This is a genomic window from Tabrizicola sp. YIM 78059 (genome assembly GCF_004959785.1).
GTDB lineage: Bacteria > Pseudomonadota > Alphaproteobacteria > Rhodobacterales > Rhodobacteraceae > Tabrizicola > Tabrizicola caldifontis.
In genome coordinates this window covers 152,124-170,722 of record NZ_SJZH01000002.1, presented here as the reverse complement: position 1 = coordinate 170,722, position 18,599 = coordinate 152,124, and the positions used below count along the sequence as shown (strand labels likewise).

General features: G+C 64.7%; 18 protein-coding genes and 1 tRNA gene. 14 read left to right on the top strand and 5 right to left on the bottom strand.

Annotated elements, in window-relative coordinates; all coding sequences use genetic code 11:
* The first annotated feature begins 69 nt into the window (after positions 1-69).
* Entirely contained in the window at positions 70-1,278 is a 1,209-nt protein-coding gene (locus tag EZM81_RS03470) for an aminopeptidase P family protein (RefSeq protein ID WP_136644951.1), read from the top strand.
* A gap of 157 nt (positions 1,279-1,435) precedes the next feature.
* Positions 1,436-2,335 carry a L,D-transpeptidase gene (locus EZM81_RS03465; protein ID WP_371685717.1) on the top strand — a complete coding sequence of 300 codons (900 nt, stop codon included), beginning with the start codon at positions 1,436-1,438 and terminating at the stop codon, positions 2,333-2,335.
* Here EZM81_RS03465 and EZM81_RS03460 read toward each other — a convergent pair.
* Positions 2,322-2,663, bottom strand: a complete 342-nt coding sequence (locus EZM81_RS03460) for a cupin domain-containing protein (protein WP_136644792.1) — start codon at positions 2,661-2,663, stop codon at positions 2,322-2,324. The two genes, EZM81_RS03465 and EZM81_RS03460, sit on opposite strands and share 14 nt — an antisense overlap.
* A gap of 149 nt (positions 2,664-2,812) precedes the next feature.
* Here EZM81_RS03460 and panB point away from each other — a divergent pair, with 149 nt between their 5' ends.
* Together panB and panC are read left to right on the top strand one after the other, a co-directional pair.
* Positions 2,813-3,643 carry a 3-methyl-2-oxobutanoate hydroxymethyltransferase gene (gene panB / locus EZM81_RS03455; RefSeq protein WP_136644791.1) on the top strand — a complete coding sequence of 277 codons (831 nt, stop codon included), beginning with the start codon at positions 2,813-2,815 and terminating at the stop codon, positions 3,641-3,643.
* On the top strand, positions 3,640-4,479 hold the full coding sequence (panC, locus tag EZM81_RS03450; protein WP_136644790.1) for a pantoate--beta-alanine ligase: 840 nt from the start codon (positions 3,640-3,642) through the stop codon (positions 4,477-4,479). The genes panB and panC overlap by 4 nt, the downstream gene beginning before the upstream one ends.
* Positions 4,480-4,489: 10 nt before the next feature.
* Here panC and yidD read toward each other — a convergent pair whose 3' ends face one another.
* From yidD to rpmH, 3 genes are read right to left on the bottom strand one after another with little or no spacing between them, the layout of a single operon-like run.
* Entirely contained in the window at positions 4,490-4,747 is a 258-nt protein-coding gene (gene yidD, locus EZM81_RS03445; protein ID WP_136644789.1) for a membrane protein insertion efficiency factor YidD, read from the bottom strand.
* Positions 4,744-5,178: a ribonuclease P protein component gene (rnpA, locus tag EZM81_RS03440; RefSeq protein WP_240783938.1), complete on the bottom strand. Its 435-nt coding sequence runs from the start codon at positions 5,176-5,178 to the stop codon at positions 4,744-4,746. Before rnpA ends, yidD begins: the two co-directional genes overlap by 4 nt.
* Complete coding sequence (gene rpmH, locus EZM81_RS03435) at positions 5,178-5,312, bottom strand: 50S ribosomal protein L34 (RefSeq protein WP_103259146.1); 135 nt, start codon at positions 5,310-5,312, stop codon at positions 5,178-5,180. Before rpmH ends, rnpA begins: the two co-directional genes overlap by 1 nt.
* 231 nt (positions 5,313-5,543) lie before the next feature.
* Between rpmH and EZM81_RS03430 the strand changes: the two genes are divergently transcribed.
* The 4 genes from EZM81_RS03430 to EZM81_RS03415 all read left to right on the top strand — a co-directional run bounded on the left by EZM81_RS03430 (position 5,544) and on the right by EZM81_RS03415 (position 9,270).
* A complete protein-coding gene (locus EZM81_RS03430) occupies positions 5,544-6,293 on the top strand; it encodes a TVP38/TMEM64 family protein (RefSeq protein ID WP_135447959.1) in 750 nt (249 codons plus the stop codon).
* Position 6,294: 1 nt separating this feature from the next.
* Positions 6,295-7,707 carry an NAD(P)/FAD-dependent oxidoreductase gene (locus EZM81_RS03425; protein WP_136644788.1) on the top strand — a complete coding sequence of 471 codons (1,413 nt, stop codon included), beginning with the start codon at positions 6,295-6,297 and terminating at the stop codon, positions 7,705-7,707.
* A gap of 97 nt (positions 7,708-7,804) precedes the next feature.
* Complete coding sequence (locus tag EZM81_RS03420; RefSeq protein WP_135448011.1) at positions 7,805-9,145, top strand: HAMP domain-containing sensor histidine kinase; 1,341 nt, start codon at positions 7,805-7,807, stop codon at positions 9,143-9,145.
* A gap of 48 nt (positions 9,146-9,193) precedes the next feature.
* A tRNA-Arg gene (locus EZM81_RS03415) sits at positions 9,194-9,270 on the top strand.
* A 197-nt stretch (positions 9,271-9,467) separates the two neighbouring features.
* On the opposite strand, the gene EZM81_RS03410 is transcribed toward EZM81_RS03415, so the two are convergent.
* Entirely contained in the window at positions 9,468-10,607 is a 1,140-nt protein-coding gene (locus tag EZM81_RS03410; RefSeq protein WP_167850900.1) for a GNAT family N-acetyltransferase, read from the bottom strand.
* A gap of 364 nt (positions 10,608-10,971) precedes the next feature.
* On the opposite strand from EZM81_RS03410, the gene EZM81_RS03405 reads away from it, so the two are divergent.
* From EZM81_RS03405 to EZM81_RS03380, 6 genes are all read left to right on the top strand, one after another.
* Entirely contained in the window at positions 10,972-11,655 is a 684-nt protein-coding gene (locus EZM81_RS03405) for a GNAT family N-acetyltransferase (RefSeq protein ID WP_135447965.1), read from the top strand.
* Between the two features lie 918 nt (positions 11,656-12,573).
* Positions 12,574-13,272: a sugar transferase gene (locus EZM81_RS03400; protein WP_135450035.1), complete on the top strand. Its 699-nt coding sequence runs from the start codon at positions 12,574-12,576 to the stop codon at positions 13,270-13,272.
* 40 nt (positions 13,273-13,312) lie between these two features.
* Positions 13,313-14,575 (top strand): polysaccharide biosynthesis/export family protein, encoded by a 1,263-nt coding sequence (locus tag EZM81_RS03395; protein WP_136644786.1) that lies wholly within the window; start codon positions 13,313-13,315, stop codon positions 14,573-14,575.
* The gene (locus EZM81_RS03390) at positions 14,572-16,080 is read left to right on the top strand and encodes a lipopolysaccharide biosynthesis protein (protein WP_136644785.1); all 1,509 of its coding nucleotides are present in this window, start codon (positions 14,572-14,574) and stop codon (positions 16,078-16,080) included. The genes EZM81_RS03395 and EZM81_RS03390 overlap by 4 nt, the downstream gene beginning before the upstream one ends.
* On the top strand, positions 16,073-17,410 hold the full coding sequence (locus EZM81_RS03385; RefSeq protein ID WP_136644784.1) for a glycosyltransferase family 2 protein: 1,338 nt from the start codon (positions 16,073-16,075) through the stop codon (positions 17,408-17,410). Before EZM81_RS03390 ends, EZM81_RS03385 begins: the two co-directional genes overlap by 8 nt.
* Positions 17,407-18,594 carry a glycosyltransferase family 4 protein gene (locus tag EZM81_RS03380; protein WP_136644783.1) on the top strand — a complete coding sequence of 396 codons (1,188 nt, stop codon included), beginning with the start codon at positions 17,407-17,409 and terminating at the stop codon, positions 18,592-18,594. The genes EZM81_RS03385 and EZM81_RS03380 overlap by 4 nt, the downstream gene beginning before the upstream one ends.
* Positions 18,595-18,599: the final 5 nt, after the last annotated feature.

The following is an 18,599-nucleotide window of genomic DNA, read 5'->3' as shown; positions in this document are numbered from 1 at the left end:
TACCGTCCTGAACGCCGGGACCTTTCGGGGTCCTGACGTGGCCCCGCAGCAATGGGGTCTGACATGGAACTGATCCGTCCCGAATACTATCGCTATCACAACGGACCGGGAAAGGACGCCCTTCCCTTCGCCGACGAGGAATACCATGACCGCCTTGCCGGCCTGCACGACATCATGGAGATGCACGGGCTGGATGCGGTGGTGCTGACCAGCATGCATAATGTCGCCTACTATTCCGGCTTCCTCTATTGCAGCTTCGGTCGGCCGTATGCCTGTGTCGTGACGAAATCCGATTGCGTGACGGTTTCGGCGGGTATCGACGCGGGCCAGCCGTGGCGGCGATCGATCGGCGACAACATCACCTATACCGACTGGAAGCGCGACAACTTCTGGCGCGCCGTGGTCAGCATCACCGGCGAGGGCAAGGTCATCGGCTGCGAGGCCGACCATCTGACGATGGAGAGGGCCGAAAAGCTCAATGCCTTCCTGCGCCCGAAGCGCGGGGTGGATATCTCGGCCGCGACAATGGAACAGCGGATGCGCAAGTCGCCGGCCGAGATCGCGCTGATCCGGCATGGGGCCAACGTGGCCGATGTGGGCGGCTATGCGATCCGTGAGGCGGTCAAGGCAGGCGCGACCGAGCTGGAAATCGCCATGGTCGGCCGCGACGCGATGGAGCGCGAGATCGCGAGGCGCTTCCCCGATGCCGAATACCGCGACACCTGGGTGTGGTTCCAGTCGGGGCTGAACACCGACGGCGCGCACAACCCGGTGACGAACCGCAAGCTGCAACGCGGGGACATCCTGTCGCTGAACTGCTTTCCCATGATCTCCGGCTATTACACCGCGCTGGAACGGACGATGTTCGTGGGCGAAGTGGACGAAGCCAGCCTGAAGGTCTGGGAAACGAACATCGCCGCGCACGAATACGGGATGAGCCTGCTGAAACCCGGCGTGTCCTGCGCCGAGGTCACCCACAAGATCAACGCCTTCCTGGCCGAACGCGACATGCTGCAGTATCGCACCTTCGGCTATGGCCATTCCTTCGGCGTCCTCAGCCACTATTACGGCCGTGAGGCGGGGCTGGAACTGCGCGAGGATATCGAGACGGTGCTGGAACCCGGCATGGTGATCAGCATGGAACCGATGCTGACCATCGCCCATGGCCAGCCGGGTGCCGGCGGCTACCGCGAGCATGACATCCTGGTCATCACCGAGGACGGGGCAGAGGACATCACGCACTACCCCTATGGCCCGGCGTTCAACGTGGTGGGCTGACCGAACGCCGCGCCTGGCGGCCCCGGAATCGGCAGAAATCCGGTTCCGGGGCCGCCCTGTCGCGCAAGATTCGGAAAAATATACGGATTCGGGCTTGACGCAGGCGGTTTGCCATGGCGCAAGCTGGCACAGCTGCCACCAAACCCGAGTCTGCCAAGTGTCCTTGTCTGTTGCCCGGATCGTCGCGATCCTTGCCCTGCCGCTGCTTGCCGCCTGTGCCGGAAACCCTACGCCGTCAGAGCCTCCGGTCGTCCAGGGGTATGAAGGCGTTCAGGATGGCGAATTCTTCATCGAACCGGTGCCGGCGCAGTATCTGACCGGCGACAACCGGCGGGCCGAAGTAGCCTATGCCGGGGACGAGGCGCCGGGGACCATCGTGGTCGACATCTTCACCCGCAAGCTCTACCTTGTGGGCGAGGGCGGCACGGCCACGCGCTATCCCATCGCAGTGGGCCGCGAGGGGCTGTCGTTCAAGGGTACCGGCGTGATCGGGCGCAAGGCGGAATGGCCGCGCTGGCAGCCGACCGCAAACATGGTGCGCACCCGGCCCGACCTTTACGCCGCCTATGCCGGCGGACTGCCGGGTGGCCTGATGAATCCGCTGGGCGCGCGGGCGCTGTATCTTTACCGCGGTGGGCGCGACACGATGTTCCGCATTCACGGCACCTCTGATGCCGCCTCGATCGGCGCGGCAACCAGCGCGGGCTGCATCCGGCTGTTCAATCAGGACATCATCGATCTTTACAACCGCGTCCCGATCGGCACACGGGTCAAGGTCCGGACCGAGGCCGAAAGCCTGGCCATCGAAGGCCCGCAGATGATCGACGCCTTCGGCCGCGTGGTTCCGGCTACGCCCGAGAACATGGCGAAGAAGGAGCGCGACCTGGCCGAGATCGCGCGCAAGGCCGAAAAGGACCGCGAGGCAGCCCGGATTGCCGAAGAAAAGCGACTTGCCGCCTGCGCCCGCCGCGGCATCGAGCCCGGGGATTGCCCGCGCCCGATGCCGGTGGATGCGACGGTCATCGTCGGCACCTCGGACACGTCTAGGTCAGGATGACATAGTCCTTCAGGGTGGTCTCGACGACCTCCCACACGCCCTGAAAGCCCGGGCGGATGATGTAGCTGTCACCAGCCCGCAGATGAACGATAGTGCCGTCATCGCCGGTCAGGATCGAATGGCCGGAATGGATGTGGACATATTCCCATTCGGTATAGGACATGCGCCACGCCCCGGGGGTGGATTGCCACAGGCCAGCATACAGGCCGTCGCGGTCCTCGATGTTCCAGGTGGTATGCACCGGATCGCCCTTCACGACCCTGGCGGGGTCCGGGCGGGCGACTTCGGGCGTGATGCCGTCGCGGGTCAGGCGTTCGACAAGGGACATGGGGGCTCCTTTCCTCTGGCGCATTGGGGCGTCCGGGGCGGGCCGCGTCAAGCCCTGGCGGTGACGCTGCGGTGCGGCGCAATTTTGTTGCGGTTGCGGTGCGCTTGTGCCCATATGGCGGGCAGATTGCGAACCGCGAGGGACCGAAGATGAGCGCCACCTCCCCCGTCCGTCCCGTGCTGCCCCCCGACATCCGCGCCCGCAAGGGCGGTGTGCCTCTGGTCGTGCTGACGGCCTATTCCACACCTGTCGCGCGCCTGGTCGATGCGCATTGCGACGTGGTGCTGGTGGGCGATTCTGTCGGCATGGTGATCCACGGGCTGCCCTCGACCCTGGGGGTGACGATGGAGATGATGATCCTGCATGGGCGTGCCGTCGTCCGGGGCGCGCAGAAGGCGATGCCGGTGATCGACATGCCCTTCGGCAGTTACGAGGAAGGGCCGCAGCAGGCCTTCCGCAATGCCAGCCGCCTGATGGCAGAAACCGGCGCCCCGGCGGTAAAGCTGGAAGGCGGCCAGCACATGGCCGATACGATCGCATTCCTGACCGCACGCGGCGTGCCGGTCATGGCGCACATCGGCCTGACGCCGCAGGCGGTGAACACGCTGGGCGGCTACAAGGTGGTGGGCCGCGACGCCGAGGCGGCGAAGGTCATGGCCGACGCCCGCGCGGTCGAGGCCGCTGGGGCGTTTTCCGTGGTGCTGGAGAAGGTGCCGGCCGGTCTTGCAGGCAAGGTGACGCGGGCCCTCTCGATCCCGACCATCGGCATCGGCGCCGGGGTCGATTGCGATGGCCAGGTTCTGGTGGTCGATGACATGCTGGGTCTGTTCACCGAGTTCCGGCCGAAGTTCGTGAAACGCTATGCCGAGCTGGGCCGCGCGGCGGACGAGGCGATTGCCGCCTATGCCGCCGAGGTGCGCAGCCGCGCTTTCCCGGCCGAAGAACACGGTTTTCCCGACGTGCTTCCGGTGAAGAAATGATCCCGATCCTGCGGACTGTGGCCGACCTGCGCGCCTTGGCGCGGGGCTGGAAGGCACGGGGCGAAACGGTGGGCGTGGTGCCGACGATGGGCGCGCTGCATGACGGCCACCTGTCTCTGGCCCGCCGCGCGCGGGCGGAATGCGACCGGGTGATCACCACGATCTTCGTGAACCCGAAACAGTTCAACAACCCCGAGGATCTGAAGAAATATCCCCGCAACGAAGAGGCGGATGCAAGCCTGCTGGCCACGGTGCCGGTCGATGCGATCTTTGCCCCGTCGGTGGAAGAGGTCTATCCCGAGGGTTTCATCACCACGGTTTCGATGGCCGGCGTGGCACAGCCGTTGGAGGGCCACATGCGCCCGGGCCATTTCGATGGTGTGGCGACGGTGGTGACCAAGCTGTTCGGCATGTCCCTGGCGGACAGGGGCTATTTCGGGCAGAAGGATTGGCAGCAGTTGCAGGTCGTGCTGCGGCTGGTGCGTGACCTGAACCTGCCGGTCGAGATCGTGGGCTGCGAAACGATCCGCGAGGCGGACGGTCTGGCAATGTCATCTCGCAACGTCCGGCTGACGCCCGAAGGGCGGGCGAAGGCTCCGGTGCTTTATGCGGCCATCACCCGCGCGGCCGAGGACATCCGCGCCGGCCATGCCGACCGCATGGCGATCCGCGAGGCGGCAGAAACCATGCGCGCAGCCGGGTTCGAGCGGGTGGAATACATCGAGCTGCGAGATGCCGAAACGCTGATGCCCTCGGACGATCCGCGTCGCCCGCGCCGGATGCTGGCGGCGGCCTGGATCGACGGCGTGCGGCTGATCGACAATATTCCGGTCTAGGCGGCGGGTCTCAGGATCCGTGCTGCGTCCTGTCGTGTTCCGGGTCCGCGCCGGGCACCGGGTCATAGCCATGGCCACCCCAGGGGTGGCACCGGCACAGCCGGTGCATGGTCAGATATCCGCCGCGGACGGCCCCGTGCCGCTCCAGCGCCTCCAGCGCATAGGCCGAGCAGGTCGGCTGGAACCGGCAACCGTGGCCGACCCAGGGCGACAGGAACAGCCGGTAGGCCCGGACGGGCAGGGCAAGGATATGCGCAAGCGGTGTCATGCCCGGTGCACCGAGCGCAGGGCGCGCCGCAGATCCGCGCACAGATCGGCATAGGCGCGGGTCACCGTCGCCTCTGGCCGCGCGACCAGAACATAGTCCCAGCCGGGGCGGGCAAGGTCGGCCAGAACCTCGCGCGCAAGCGCCCGTAACCGGCGCTTGGCCCGGTTGCGCGTAACCGCGTTGCCGATCTTCTTCGACGCAGTGAAACCCACACGCACCGTACTGTCTCCATCCCCGCGGTCGCGGGCCTGCAACAGGAAACCATCGGTCCCCTGCCGCCGCGCCGAAGCGCATTTCAGGAAATCGGTGCGCTTGCGCAGGACGCAAAACGAAACCGCCGGAGAACCGGCGGGTGTGGCGGCGCGGGGGCCGTTCCCGGGGTTTTCCGGCGGTATCCTGTCGCCACCCATTGCCCCCGCAGGGGCCAGCATCAGGCGGTCAGCTTGTGACGGCCCTTGGCACGGCGGGCTGCCAGCACAAGACGGCCGTTCTTGGTTGCCATGCGCGCCCGGAAGCCGTGGCGGCGCTTGCGAACCAGGTTCGACGGTTGAAAGGTGCGCTTCATCGCGGCTCTCCGTAATTGCCCCGAACCCCGGACGGATTCGAGGGCCCCTAACTTGAAGCCCGTCCTTTACGGGCGGTTTTCGCCCAAGTCAACGCACCCGGCGCGGATTTCCTGCAACATTTCCCCTGCGATGCGCGGGAAATGCCGCAAGCCGCGCTGCGTGGGCGGATCGGGCTTCAAGGCCGCGTGATGCCCCTGTGCAATCGCGGCCGCATCGGCCATCCTCCCGACATGCAAGGACATGAGCCGACCCTGATCGTCAAGACTGCACCCAGTTCGCGCAACCCCTGGGTACGGCGTCTGCCGGTGCTGGCAATCCTTGCCGCAGCTCTGGCCGGTGCGGTTCTCCTGCGCGAACAGCTCAGCTTCGAGACACTGGCGGCGAACCGCGAGGCGCTGCTGGCCTTCCGTGATGCGCATTACCTGCCGACGGTCCTGGCCTTCATGGCGGCCTATGCGGCGATCGTCGCGCTCAGCCTTCCGGGAGGGACCGTGGCCTCGCTGACCGGGGGATTCCTGTTCGGGCTCTTCCCCGGCGTCCTTTACAATGTGACCGGGGCGACGCTGGGGGCGATCCTGATCTTCCTGGCGGTGCGCGCGGGTTTCGGCAACCGCATGGCAGCGCGCGTAGCGGGCGGCGGCGGCGGCGCGGCGCGGCTGATGGCGGGCATCCGTGAAAACGAATGGTCCGTCCTGTTCCTGATGCGGCTGATCCCGGCCGTGCCCTTCGTGCTGGCAAACCTGATCCCCGCCTTCACCGGCATTCGCCTGCGGGTCTATGCCACCACGACCTTCTTCGGCATCATCCCGGCGGCGCTGGTGTTCACCTCGATAGGCGCCGGGCTGGGAGAGGTCTTCGCCCGCGGCGACAAGCCTGACCTGTCGATCGTCTTCACCCCCCCGATCCTGCTGCCGATGCTGGGCCTTGCCGCGCTTGCGGCGCTGCCCATGGTTCTCAAGGCGTTGCGCAAGGGGCGCTGAGATGCGGATCGACACCGACATCTGCGTGATCGGCGCCGGGGCAGGCGGGCTGTCGGTCGCCGCCGGGGCGGTGCAGATGGGTGCGCGGGTGGTGCTGATCGAAGCCGGCGAGATGGGCGGCGACTGCCTGAACGCGGGCTGCGTGCCATCCAAGGCGCTGATCGCCGCCGCCCGGGCGGCCGAGGGTCAGCGCCGCGGGTTCCCGGGCGTGATCGGTGTCGATCCGCGGGTCGATTTCGGCGCGGTCAAGGATCACGTCGCTGCCGTCATCGCCCAGATCGCGCCCGTGGACAGCCAGGAGAGGTTCGAGGGCCTGGGCTGCACCGTGATCCGCGCCTTTGCCCGCTTCGCCGGCCCGCGCGAGGTGCAGGCAGGCGATCATGTCATCCGCGCCCGGCGCTTTGTCATCGCCACCGGCTCGCGCCCCTATGTCCCGCCGATCCAGGGGGTGGATACGGTGCCCTTCCTGACCAACGAAACGATCTTCGCCCTGCGGGAGCGGCCGCAGCATCTGATCGTCATTGGCGGCGGGCCGATCGGGATGGAACTGGCCCAGGCGCATCGCCGACTGGGCTGCGGGGTCACGGTGATAGAAGGGGCCGGGATCCTGGGTCGGGAAGACCCGGAATTGGTTGCGGTCGTGGCCGATGCGCTCAGGGCTGAGGGAATCGCCGTCGTCGCGGGCCTGCCGGTCGTCCGTCTGGCCGGAGCCGAGGGCGCGGTCGAAGTCACACTGGCTGACGGGACGCAAGTGAAGGGCAGCCACATCCTGATGGCCGTGGGCCGCAGGGCATCGCTTGACGGGATGGGGCTGGAGGCCGCCGGAATCGCGCATACATCCAAAGGTGTCACAGTGGACGCCCGGTTGCGCACGACCAACCGCCGCGTCTATGCCGTGGGCGATGCGGCGGGCGGGCCGCAACTCACCCATGTCGCGGGCTGGCACGCGGGAATCGTGATCCGCCAGGCGGTGCTGGGCCTGCCCGCGAAGGCCGACCCTTGCGCCGTCCCGCGCGTGACCTATACCGACCCGGAACTTGCCCAGGTCGGCCTGACCGAAGCCGAGGCGCGCGCCGCCCATGGCGCAGGTCTGACCGTGGTCCGGGCGGATTTTGCCCATAACGACCGTGCCCTGGCCGACGGCAGGGCGGTTGGGCTGATCAAGGTCATGGTGGCCGGGGGCCGACCCGTGGGCGCCTCGATCGTCGGTCCGCAGGCGGGCGAGCTGATCGGCCTGTGGGCGTTGGCGATCGGCGCAAGGCTGAAAATGTCCGCCATTGCCGGGATGATTGCCGCCTATCCCACGCTGGGAGAGGTTTCCAAACGCGCTGCAGGCGCCTATTTTAGCCCGAAATTGTTCGACAATCCGGCAGTAAGGCGGATCGTCCGGCTGGTGCAGCGCTGGATCCCCTGACGCCGGATTGCCAAGGTAGGTTCGGGTGACGGAACGGCGACGGGGCTTTCTCAACACGCTTTCGGGACGGTTCCTGATTCTGACCGTGATCTTCGTCATGCTGGCCGAAGTGCTGATCTTCGTGCCCTCGATTGCGCGGTACCGGGCAGATTTCCTGCTGACCCGGCTGAAACAGGCGCAGATCGCCGCGCTGACCCAGCTTGCCGCGGAAGACATGATCGCCCCGGACCTGGAAGCCGAACTGCTGAAGAACGCCGAGGTCTTCAACGTCGTCCTGCGGCGCGACGAGGTGCGGCAGCTTGTCCTTTCCTCGCCCGTGCCGGGCGAGATCCATGCCACCTACGACCTGCGCATGGCCGGCCCGTGGGAACTGATCCGCGATGCCTTTGCCGTGCTGTTCGATCCGCACAACCGCATCATCCGCGTGATCGGCTATCCGGTGCAGGAGGCAGGAACCCTGATCGAGGTGACGATGGAAACCCGCGCCCTGCGGCGCGAGATGCTGGACTACGGGTTGCGGATCCTGGTCCTGTCTGCCCTGATCTCGGTGGTTACCGCCCTGCTGCTGTTTCTGGCCGTGCAGCGGCTGCTGGTCGTGCCGATCCGCCGCGTCGTGCATCACATGCAGACCTATGCCGAGGCACCCGAGGATGCGCGCCGCGTGATCGAGCCCACCGCCGATGTCGAAGAGTTGCGCGCGGCGGAAGAGGCGCTGCAGTCGATGCAGACCCAGCTTACCGGCGCCCTGCGGCAGAAGGAACGACTGGCCCAGCTGGGCGCGGCAGTGGCCAAGATCAGCCACGACCTGCGCAACATCCTGACCACGGCGCAGCTGTTCGCCGACCGGCTGGAAGGCAGCGCCGATCCGGCCGTGGCGCGTTCTGCGCCGAAGCTGATCAACTCGATCAGCCGGGCGGTCAGCCTGTGCGAATCAACCCTGGCATTCGGCAAGGCAGAGGAGCCGCCACCGCAACTGCGCCGGCTGAACATGGCGCAACTGGCCGCGGAAGTTGCGGAAGGCGAAGGGCTGGGAGCCGAAACCCAGATCACGTTTCTTATCGATGTGCCGCCGGGCCTGATGATCCGCGCCGATGGCGAGCAGCTTCATCGTGTGCTGTCGAACCTTGTCCGCAATGCCCGCCAGGCGATCGAGGCCACCGGCCAGCCCGGCACCATCGAGATTTCTGCCGGCGAAGATGAAAGGGATTGGTGGATCCGTGTCGGCGATACCGGCCCCGGTCTGCCGCCGAAGGCACGCGAGCATCTTTTCTCGGCCTTCCAGGGCGGCGCGCGGAAGGGCGGCACGGGCCTGGGCCTTGCGATCGCCGCCGAACTGGTGCGCGGACATGGCGGGCGTCTGGAGCTTGCGCGCAGCGATGCCGAGGGTACCGAGTTCGTCATCCACCTTCCCAAGTCGACCACGGATGCCGAGGGGTGATTTGCCCCTTGCAAACCCCGGCCCTTGGGTCTACATCGCCCGCATCGCGGACCCGTAGCTCAGCTGGATAGAGCATCAGACTACGAATCTGAGGGTCGGGCGTTCGAATCGCTCCGGGTCCGCCATTCAATCCGAAGGCCTTGGCATGATTGCCCGGGCCTTTGCTTTTTCACGTGCCCAGATCAGGCACCTGTCGCGGATGGCGGGGTCATCGCCGGGGTTCGGGTGGCCGCCAAGGATGCGCCACCCGGCGGAACCGGCCGGGTCGCGCGAAGCCTGTTCGGCAATTTCCGTGCGTGTCGCGGCACAAGCCGCAGGCGGGTCAGTCGTTCTCTGCCTTCTGCCTGACCGGACGATGGCGCCTTGAAGCCTTGGCGCGCCAATAGACAAAGGCAAGACGGCCCTTCAGGCTTCTGGGGGTCATCGTTTCCATCAGCGGGCTGCCGACTGCGCCGAAACGCTGCTTGTACGGTTCATCGCCGATGGTGAAATCGAAATAGCCGGTGAATCCGGTTCTCGGGCCGAATTCTTCGAGCATCGCGTCGAACATCAGCATGCCGGGACGATAGGTTTCCCATTCGTCGGCGGCAAAGGTCGGAAGGACCACATGATAGGTTCTGCCCCGGGTCGGGCCGAAGCACGCGGCGATCGGCGTGTCGCCCGCGCGACAGATGGTCACGCAGAGATCCAGCTGCCGTTCCGGGTTCGTCGCAACGTCATAATAGAAGCTGCGCCACACCTCGGGCGTGTCGGCGCGTCCGATGCGTCTGAACCTGCCGCGCCGCATTTCCCAAAGGATATCCATCGCCGCCTTCATTGCGCGCGGATCCCTGACATGCTCCAGGCTGAGCGGGCCATGAACGGCAATCTTCTTCTTCTGCTGGCGGATCGTTGATCGCAGTCGCGATTGCATGATGTCCTTCGACAGATCTGCCCAGGGTCGGTTCACCTCGATCCCGTAGCATTTTTCCCGCATGGCAACGACATGACCCACCTGCAACAGGGGGTTGGGCCGGTCATCAATGCGCAGCTGAAGTTTCTGGAAGTGCACCATGTCACAGCGGGGAAGCGCCCGCAGGATGTCGGTCAGGACATCGCGAACCTCATGATCGCCGATCCGGTCGTTGCGGGCCATGAGAAGCCCGCCGTAGTCGCTGACCCCGAGATCGGCGAGCGAGATGAAATTCAGCCCCTTCCAGCGGTGGCGGCAGAGCGGAAGGATCCAGACGACGCCACCTTCATCGGCGACGGTTGCGATCAGCGGCTTCGCAACGCCATGCCTGTTGGTATTTTCATACCAGGGTGCGACCCAGTCGTATGTCTGGAACACCGTGCAGCGGCCGTCGGCCTCAAGCGCGCGCCATGTCTTCTCGAGGGCGCGCCAGTCGGTGTGAAGTTCGATCTTTCGTGCCGTCGATCGACGTGTTCCCGGTGATCCGGCGTCGGTGACCATGTGGTTCATGACTGAATACTCAAGCTTCCGCGACCATTCAGGGTGCGCATCGGGCCACGGAATCGCCGACTGGCCGCGCATCCCTCGCATAAGGGCCCCTTTGGCAAGAACACCCGGCCGCCCCTTTCGGGGCAACTGCCATTGCGGAAGCCAAGGACCAGCCGGACACTGTCGTTCATGCGTCACTCTGCGCGCAACGGCGTCAGGCTGCCTTGGATATCCGGGGTTTGGCAAGAGGTTTCTGGTCCAGGGCAAGGCCGGCAAAGGAAGATGTGGATAGCCCGCGCGAGCGCGCAGCTGACCGTAGGATTCTGCAGGCATTCTGCTAGGCTGTGTCAGATCGGAATTCCTGAAGGTGACAATGGGGGTGGCGATGTCAGATTCGGGCCAGATTGTCGTAAGGCGCACGCTGCACGACAGGATTTCCTGGCGCCTCAAGAAGGGCGCCTATTGCTATTCGTGGCGCTTCGGCCTGCGCCGGTCGTTGCATGAGCAGTTCGAGCCCCCGCGGGCGAAGATACCGCTGCATGTGCGGCCCTTCGCCCCCGGAGATGAAGAGGCCCTTTTCGGGCACCGTCGCAACGGAACCGACCCCGCAGACGAAGTCGAGATCAGATATCGGCTGGAACATCTGGCTGCCGACATACCCACGCCATATGTGGCGGTCGACGAAACGACGGGAACGCCGTGTTACATGCAGTGGCTGATGGGCGCGGATCAGAACGAGAAGATCCAGGCAAAATCCTGGGGCTTTCCCGTTCTGGCCAGCAACGAGGCGCTGCTTGAAAATGCCTATACCCCGCCTGCCTATCGCGGGCAGCGCATCATGTCCGAGGCCATGTATCTTATCGCTGACCGGGCGCGCGATTTCGGTGCCGACTATGCGTTCACCTTTGTTGCCGGCGACAACATGGCCTCGTTGAAGGGCTGCAAGCGCGCCGGCTTCGATATCTACATGGTTCACGAACGCCGGGACTATGGCTTTGGCCTGTTCACCCGAAACACTTTCACGATTCTGCCCGAGGGTGATCCGCGACTGTCGCTCCTGAAAAGCTGATGCAATCCGCCACCGCCCGACTCGGTGAACCGTGTGTTGACCAAGGTGGATCGGCCGGTTCTGTCAGGGCGATGAAGCCTGCGGCCGCCGATTCGTCCGATATGGGGCCGCAACGCATGCTGCCGGAAAATTCTTCACTGGCCGCTTCATTCTGCCGCTGGCACGCGGTTTCGTTGCCAGCATGCCGGCAAAGCCGGGACAGTTTTCAATCTTGGTTTTGCAGTTCGGGAGTGAGCCACTTTCAGTGAGTGTCGGATTGAACCGGCCCTTGAACCGATGAAAATCGGGCCTTGATGCAGAATACGGGGCAGAAAACCGGCTCATGGTCTTTCGTGCCTGCGGAATTTCGTGGCGAGGCAGGTTCGCATCCTTTCCCATCCGCCCACCTAAAACAGCCTGCATGGGCCGCCGGGGCCCGAAAAGCCCGAACGCCGCGCGCCCGTCGTCGGCATTTCGATCGGCCTTGCTTCATGGCTGTCCCGCTGCGGTTCCAGCATGGTCAGGGCAAATTGCCATGCGGGATTGGTAGCTGAATCGGAAACAATCGGCAGCAAACAAGGTGATGCAAAATCATCCCGTACGCCTGATCTCAGGAGACGGGGGGTTTTCGAATGACGACCGGTCGGGATCTGTGCCCCGGCGAATCGGTTGGCGATATTTCCGGCTCCGGGAGACGTCGGTTTTCGGGATGTGTCCCTGGCGGGGCAATATGCCATTTAAGGTTGAAAAAGCTACCATAATTTACAAGCTCTAGTAGTGCCGCCTGCCCTAACGTCGATCTTCCGGATCGAAACTCCCTAGCCTCAAGCCACATTTTGGACATAATCTGATCCCGGCTCTTCAGCGGTTCTCATCCGGCCTGACGACACTTCGAAGACTGCCGTCGCCGCACTAGCGATAAGGGGTGGACTTATTGAAATGAAACAGAATTATATCAGACTTTCGCAGCAGGACCGGATAGTGCTGCCATCTGCGCAACAATCCCTTGAGATCGGTGGCGACATCCGGGGGGGCTTTCGCAAGCGTGCCTTCGATGTCGCTCTCGCGACCGTGGCGATCGTTCTGCTGTCTCCGTTGCTGATCGGCGTGGCTCTTGCGATCCGGTTGTCGGACGGTGGCCCGGCCCTGTTCGGTCAGACGCGCATCGGAGCGAACGGCAAGCCATTCAGGATCTGGAAATTCCGCAGCATGGTGCCGGATGCCGCTGAAAGGCTGCGCGAACACCTCGATCGCGATCCTCAGGCGAGAAGGGAATGGCAGGCGACAAGAAAGCTGAAATGCGACCCGCGAATTACGCCGCTTGGCCGGGTTATCAGAAAATACAGCGTCGATGAATTGCCGCAGCTGTTCAATATCCTGCTGGGTGACATGAGCTTTGTCGGGCCTCGTCCAATCGAGGAGGCAGAGTGTGTCCGATACCGTCGGTCTTTGCGCCATTATCTGAAATGCCGTCCGGGACTGACGGGATTGTGGCAGGTCAGCGGCAGAAGTGATACGTCCTATGAACGCCGGGTCGTTCTTGATCGCTATTACGCGACGCACAGCACGCTGAAACTCGACATGGCCCTGATTCTGAAGACGGTCCCCGTCGCATTGACCGGCCAGGGATCATACTGAAGTGAGTCCGCAAGCGTCGCGTAATTGAAGGAAAGGTTGAATGTCATCCTGCCGGTGCCTTCTTGGTGCAGTCCTGTGGCTTTGCCTTCTGCCCGTGGCCGCAGTGGCCGAAGGCTACAGGATATCGCCAGGTGACGAGCTCAGCCTTCGCGTTCTGGAATGGCAGCCGGTCGAAGGACAGGCGGTGGAATGGGAATCCATGCGCGGCGATCTGCGCGTCGATGCCGAAGGCAGGGTGACGGTGCCCTTCCTGGGACCTGTCGATGCGGGCGGCCTGTCGCCGGACGACCTGTCCGGGAAGATCGCCGCAGGTCTGCAGGAACGGCTTGCCGTCACCACATCGCTGGACGCGATCATTCAGGTCACGGCCTACCGTCCCGTCTATGTGACCGGGGCGGTCCGCAACCCGGGCGAATACCCGTTTAGGCCGGGACTGACCGCTGCGCAGCTTGTCGCGCAGGCCGGTGGCGGTGGCCTGGGACAGGGAAACGGGTCCGTCGATCCGCGCGAAATCCTGACGCGTGAGGGCACCATGCGGCTGCTCCAGCTCGAGGGCGAGCGCCTGGCGATACGGCGCGCCATGCTGCAGGCCGCGATCGAGGGGCATGAACAGCTGGTCGTTCCCGAACGCCAGGACGGGGGAACCTGGCCAGAAAGCCTGATCAAGAGCGAGAACGAAGTGCTTCGGCTGCGGCGGGAACGGCGCACACGCGAACTTGCCACCCTAGATAACCAGATCCTGCTTCTTCTGAACGAGATAGAATCGTTGACCGGCAGGGCCGAGGCCCTGGAACTTCTGGTCGAAAGTGCCCGCCGCGAAAAGGAGAACGCCCAGTCCCTTGCCGAACGCGGCCTTGCCGTCGGATCCCGCGTGACCGAAACCGAACGTTCGCTTGCGTTGACCGAGGCGCAGTTGCTTGACGTTTCAACCGCCAGGCTGCGGGCGCGGCAGGCCATAACCCAGGCCGAGGCCGAAAAGCAGGCCCTGCGGGACCGCGACCTGATCGAGGACACGCGCGAACTTCAGCGCGTTGAAGAAGAGCTGGAGCGCGTGCTTGCCTCGCTGGACACGCAGCAAAGCCTTTCCATTGTCGAGACAGGACTTGTGCTGGGCAGCGGCCTGACGGACGAGGATCTGACGATGCCCGAACCGATCGTCACGATCCTGCGGGGCAAGGGCCAGGACGCCATCAGGCTTTCCGGCCTTGAAACCGAGCTTGAGCCCGGAGACGTTGTCACCGTCGCGATGCCCAGAACCTGGGGCCGCTGGTTCGATGACCAGCGAAGCCGGGTGAGTCAATGAAGCCGGTCGCCGGGCAACCAGCAGCGGACGCCGTTGCCGTTCCCGGTGCGCGTTCTCATGTGTCGGTCGGACGTGGCCGGATTGCCATTCTGGGCGTCGGCTGGTCGGCCCTGAATACCGGTTCGGCGCTGCTCATCTCGGTCATCGTGTTCATCATCACCTCTCGGTTGATGGGGCCGCAGGAATTCGGGGTCGTCGCTCTTGCCATCTCGATCATCACTGTCGTGGGCTGCGCAACCCCTGGCGGATTTGGCGAAGCGATCATCCAGCGGGTCGAAATCGCGGACGAACACCTGGATACGGTGTTCTGGCTGTGCGTCGGATCCGGCCTGATCTTCTTCGTGCCGATCGTGCTGCTGGCCGACACGGTGGCCGAAATCGCCGGCGAGCCCATCCTGACGCTGCTTCTGCCCTTTTTCGGGGTGAAGATGATCCTCGATCTGGTGGCGGTCGTGCCGCAGGCGCTGATCGTGCGGGCCATGAAATTCAAGCATATCGCGGCCCGGACGGCCATCGGAAACAGCATCAGCGGGCTGATCTGCATCCTGATGGCATTGAACGGTTACGGGGTCTGGGCCCTGGCCATGGCACCGATGATCACCTCGGTCGTGTCGCTGGCCATCCTTGTCTGGGCCGCGCGCTGGATCCCCGGGTTCCGTGTGCGGGTCAGCGCCGTCCGCGACCTGCTGCGTTTCGGACTTTTCGCCTCTGCCAACAATGCGCTGTATTTCCTGAACATCGACAGGCTGGTGCTGGGGTTCCTGGCAGGACCGGCTGTCCTGGGCCTGTACTTTCTTGGCAAGCGGCTTTTCGATCTGCTGAACGGGGTAACCTCCGGGGTGATCCAGCCGGTGTCCACGGTGTTCTTCGCCTCGATCCAGAAAGAGCCTGACACGCACATCCGGGCCCTGCGCAACGCCCTGCGTGCAACTGTCATCATCTCCTTTCCGGTCTTCGGCGGGCTGCTATCGGTGGCCGACAGCGCCGTGCCCCTGGTTCTGGGCGATCACTGGATCCCCGCGGTGCCGGCAGTGCGGGCTTTTGCCGTCATTGGTCTTTTCGCGGCACTCGTCGCAACGTCGCATGCGTTGGCCACCGGTCTTGGCAGGGCGGACCTGCCATTCATCGTCGATCTGCTGCGAAACCTGATGGCAGTCGTGGCGATCCTGCTGTTCCTGAACCAGGGCTTCCCGGCTGTCATGGCTGCTTTGGTTGCGGCGCATGCCGTCATGCTGCCAGGCACTTTTCTTATCGCCCGAAAGCTGACCGGTGTCAGTCTGCGGCAGTATCTGGAGCCTCTGTTCATGCCGATGCTGGCAACGCTTGCGATGTGCGCCGTGCTGGAGGTGCTTCCGGGTTTTCTGCCAGAGGCGGGGCCGGCGATGATCCTTGCGGCGCAGATTGTCGTGGGGGCGACCGTCTATCTTGGCATCATCCTAAGCCTGTCCGGTCGCGAGATTGCCGAGCTGAAACAGACGTTCTCTAAGGGGGCCGCAGGTGAGTGAAGCAGGGCATGCCCAGTTCGCCCAGCACCGCGCGCAGACCGTCCCCGAGGCGACGGGCGAACCGCTGATCTCGGTCATCATGGCGAACCTGAACGGTGAGCCGCATCTGGAACGTGCGATCCGGTCTGTGCTGGATCAGACCCACCGGAACCTGGAGCTTGTCATCAGCGATGACGGATCGGGCGATGGCAGCCTTCGGCTGATCCGGGACGCCATGGCGAATGATCCCCGTGTCCGGCTGCTTGAGTCGGACAGACCGACCGGCCCGGCGGCGGCCCGCAATCGCGCGCTGAACGCTGCCCTGGGCGACTGGATCGCCATCTTCGATTCGGACGACATGATCCACCCGCAGCGACTGCAGCGCCTTCTGGCGGCGGCAGTGGACCTTGGCGCCGACATAGTGGCGGATGATCTGGTCTTCTTCGGGGAAGATCCGGGCGAGCAGCCGGGCACCCTTCTGCAGGATCTGGATCTGCGCGGTCCGCAGGAAATCGATGCACTGGCCCTGGTCTCGGGGAATCTGGCCGGGGCAAGCGATCTGTCGCTTGGATATCTCAAGCCGCTGATCCGCCGTGGGGCGATGGGCCAGATCCGCTACAACGAGGCGCTGAGGATCGACGAGGACTATGATCTCTATCTGCATCTTCTGATGGCGGGCGCGCGGTTCTTCGTGATCCCCGAGGCCATGTATCTTTACCGCCGTCACGCACAGTCCACCTCGCACCGGATCAGCGCCTTCAGCCTGGAGCGGATGGTGCAGGCGCAGTCGGAATTCCTGGACGGACTGCCCCCTGACAAGGCGGACCTGTCGCGCGCGGTCAGCCTGCGCATGCGGGATCATGTCAGGGAACTTGGATATGTTCGCGTAATCGACGCGATCAGGACGCGCAGGTGGTTTGCGGCCACTGCCGGTCTGCTCGGATCTCCGCGCAACATGGCGTTCCTGATCCGCAGTCTTGGGGAACGCCTGCAGCGCAGGCGTCTTCGTCAGAATGCCGCCCGAACCCGGATCAACCTTCTGCTGTGCCGACAGGGGCAGGATGTTCCGGCGGAATATTCCGGTTTCACCAGGTTCGAGGTGCCGGATGTGTGCGGCCCTGCATCAGGGCCATCAGCGGCGCGCATCTGGGCACGTCTGGCAAGCCTGGCATGCAGGAACGATCTCGCCATCGTCGCGCTTGACGAGGCAGGCGAATTCGCGCTGGGCTTGGTGCCCCGTCATGTTGGCGCCGAGGTGCGCCGGACCGCTGCTGCTAAAGCTGGCCTATCCGGGCAGGGCGCGCCCGTTTCCGCAGATACCGCCGCCGTCGCCCATCCGGAGGAGGCATGACGAACATCCTTTACCTGTCGCATGATCTGGACGATCCGGCCACCTGGCGCCGGGCAAGCATGCTGGAGGCAGGCGGTGCTTCGGTGCGTGTTGCCGGCTTCCGCCGCCTGACCGGTCCTATCGGTCGCAAGGCAACGGTGCTGGGGCAGACCCACAGCGGCCGTTTCCTGCATCGTGGGTTCAGCGCCCTGCGTTCGATCGCGAAGGCCCGTGACCTTGCCGGCAAAGGGGCGTTCGATGTCATCGTTGCCCGCAACCTGGAGATGCTGCCGCTTGCCCGCAGGGTTCACAGATTGTCGTCCCGGCACAGGCCGACCCGGCTGATCTACGAGGTTCTCGACATTCACCGTCTGATGGTCGGTCCGGGCCTTGTGCCCTCGCTGATGCGCCAGGTGGAACGCCATCTCTGCCGCGGCGTGGACAGGGTGGTGATTTCCTCGGAACGGTTCTGGGAAGAACATTTCCGCCGCTACGGTCAGGTGGCAGCGCCCGCTTTGCTGGTCGAGAACAAGGTCTGGGATCCGATGGCCGCTGACCCGGCGCCGCAGGTCATGCGCCCCCCGCGAAAGGCAGGCGAGCCGCTGGTCATCGGCTGGTTCGGCATCCTGCGCTGCGCCGAGTCGCTGCGCTGCCTCGACGGGCTTTGCAGGGCTGCGGAGGGGCGGGTGCGCCTGGTCCTGCGGGGGCGTCCGGCGCTGGCCGTCCTGCCGGATTTTCATCAGGTCGTGGAGGCAAACCCGCATATCTCTTTTCACGGTGCCTACAGCTATCCCGACGATCTGCCCGGGATCTACGGCGAGGTCGACATTGCCTGGCTGGTTGACCGGTTCGATGCCGGGGCCAATTCGGACTGGCTGCTTCCGAACCGGCTATACGAAAGCTGCGTCCACGGTGCCGTCCCTCTTGCGCTGTCCGGTACCGAAACCGGCCGGTATCTTGCGCGCCGGGGACTTGGCCTCGTCCTGGCCGACCTGCGGCCGGATACGGTATCAGCCCTGCTTGCCGGGCTTGACGATGCGGAACTGGCATCGCTGCAATCGCGGATCCGCGCGATCGACATGGCAGACTGGCGCACGACGCGGCGGGAATGTGCACGGCTGGTCGACCAGCTGGCCGGACGCAGGATGGATTCAGACCCCGCTGCCGACCTGCTGTCCCCCCAAGCCGAAAGGGTGGCCGGATGACCCTC

Coding starts and splice junctions, on each gene's coding strand:
- EZM81_RS03390 (WP_136644785.1), top strand. CDS start 14,572: ATGAAGCCGGTCGCCGGGCAACCAGCAGCGGACGCCGTTGCCGTTCCC.
- EZM81_RS03410 (WP_167850900.1), bottom strand. CDS start 10,607: ATGAACCACATGGTCACCGACGCCGGATCACCGGGAACACGTCGATCG.
- EZM81_RS03380 (WP_136644783.1), top strand. CDS start 17,407: ATGACGAACATCCTTTACCTGTCGCATGATCTGGACGATCCGGCCACC.
- EZM81_RS03425 (WP_136644788.1), top strand. CDS start 6,295: ATGCGGATCGACACCGACATCTGCGTGATCGGCGCCGGGGCAGGCGGG.
- rnpA (WP_240783938.1), bottom strand. CDS start 5,178: ATGCTGGCCCCTGCGGGGGCAATGGGTGGCGACAGGATACCGCCGGAA.
- yidD (WP_136644789.1), bottom strand. CDS start 4,747: ATGACACCGCTTGCGCATATCCTTGCCCTGCCCGTCCGGGCCTACCGG.
- EZM81_RS03430 (WP_135447959.1), top strand. CDS start 5,544: ATGCAAGGACATGAGCCGACCCTGATCGTCAAGACTGCACCCAGTTCG.
- EZM81_RS03395 (WP_136644786.1), top strand. CDS start 13,313: ATGTCATCCTGCCGGTGCCTTCTTGGTGCAGTCCTGTGGCTTTGCCTT.
- panC (WP_136644790.1), top strand. CDS start 3,640: ATGATCCCGATCCTGCGGACTGTGGCCGACCTGCGCGCCTTGGCGCGG.
- EZM81_RS03460 (WP_136644792.1), bottom strand. CDS start 2,663: ATGTCCCTTGTCGAACGCCTGACCCGCGACGGCATCACGCCCGAAGTC.
- EZM81_RS03400 (WP_135450035.1), top strand. CDS start 12,574: ATGAAACAGAATTATATCAGACTTTCGCAGCAGGACCGGATAGTGCTG.
- EZM81_RS03420 (WP_135448011.1), top strand. CDS start 7,805: ATGCTGGCCGAAGTGCTGATCTTCGTGCCCTCGATTGCGCGGTACCGG.
- EZM81_RS03405 (WP_135447965.1), top strand. CDS start 10,972: ATGTCAGATTCGGGCCAGATTGTCGTAAGGCGCACGCTGCACGACAGG.
- panB (WP_136644791.1), top strand. CDS start 2,813: ATGAGCGCCACCTCCCCCGTCCGTCCCGTGCTGCCCCCCGACATCCGC.
- rpmH (WP_103259146.1), bottom strand. CDS start 5,312: ATGAAGCGCACCTTTCAACCGTCGAACCTGGTTCGCAAGCGCCGCCAC.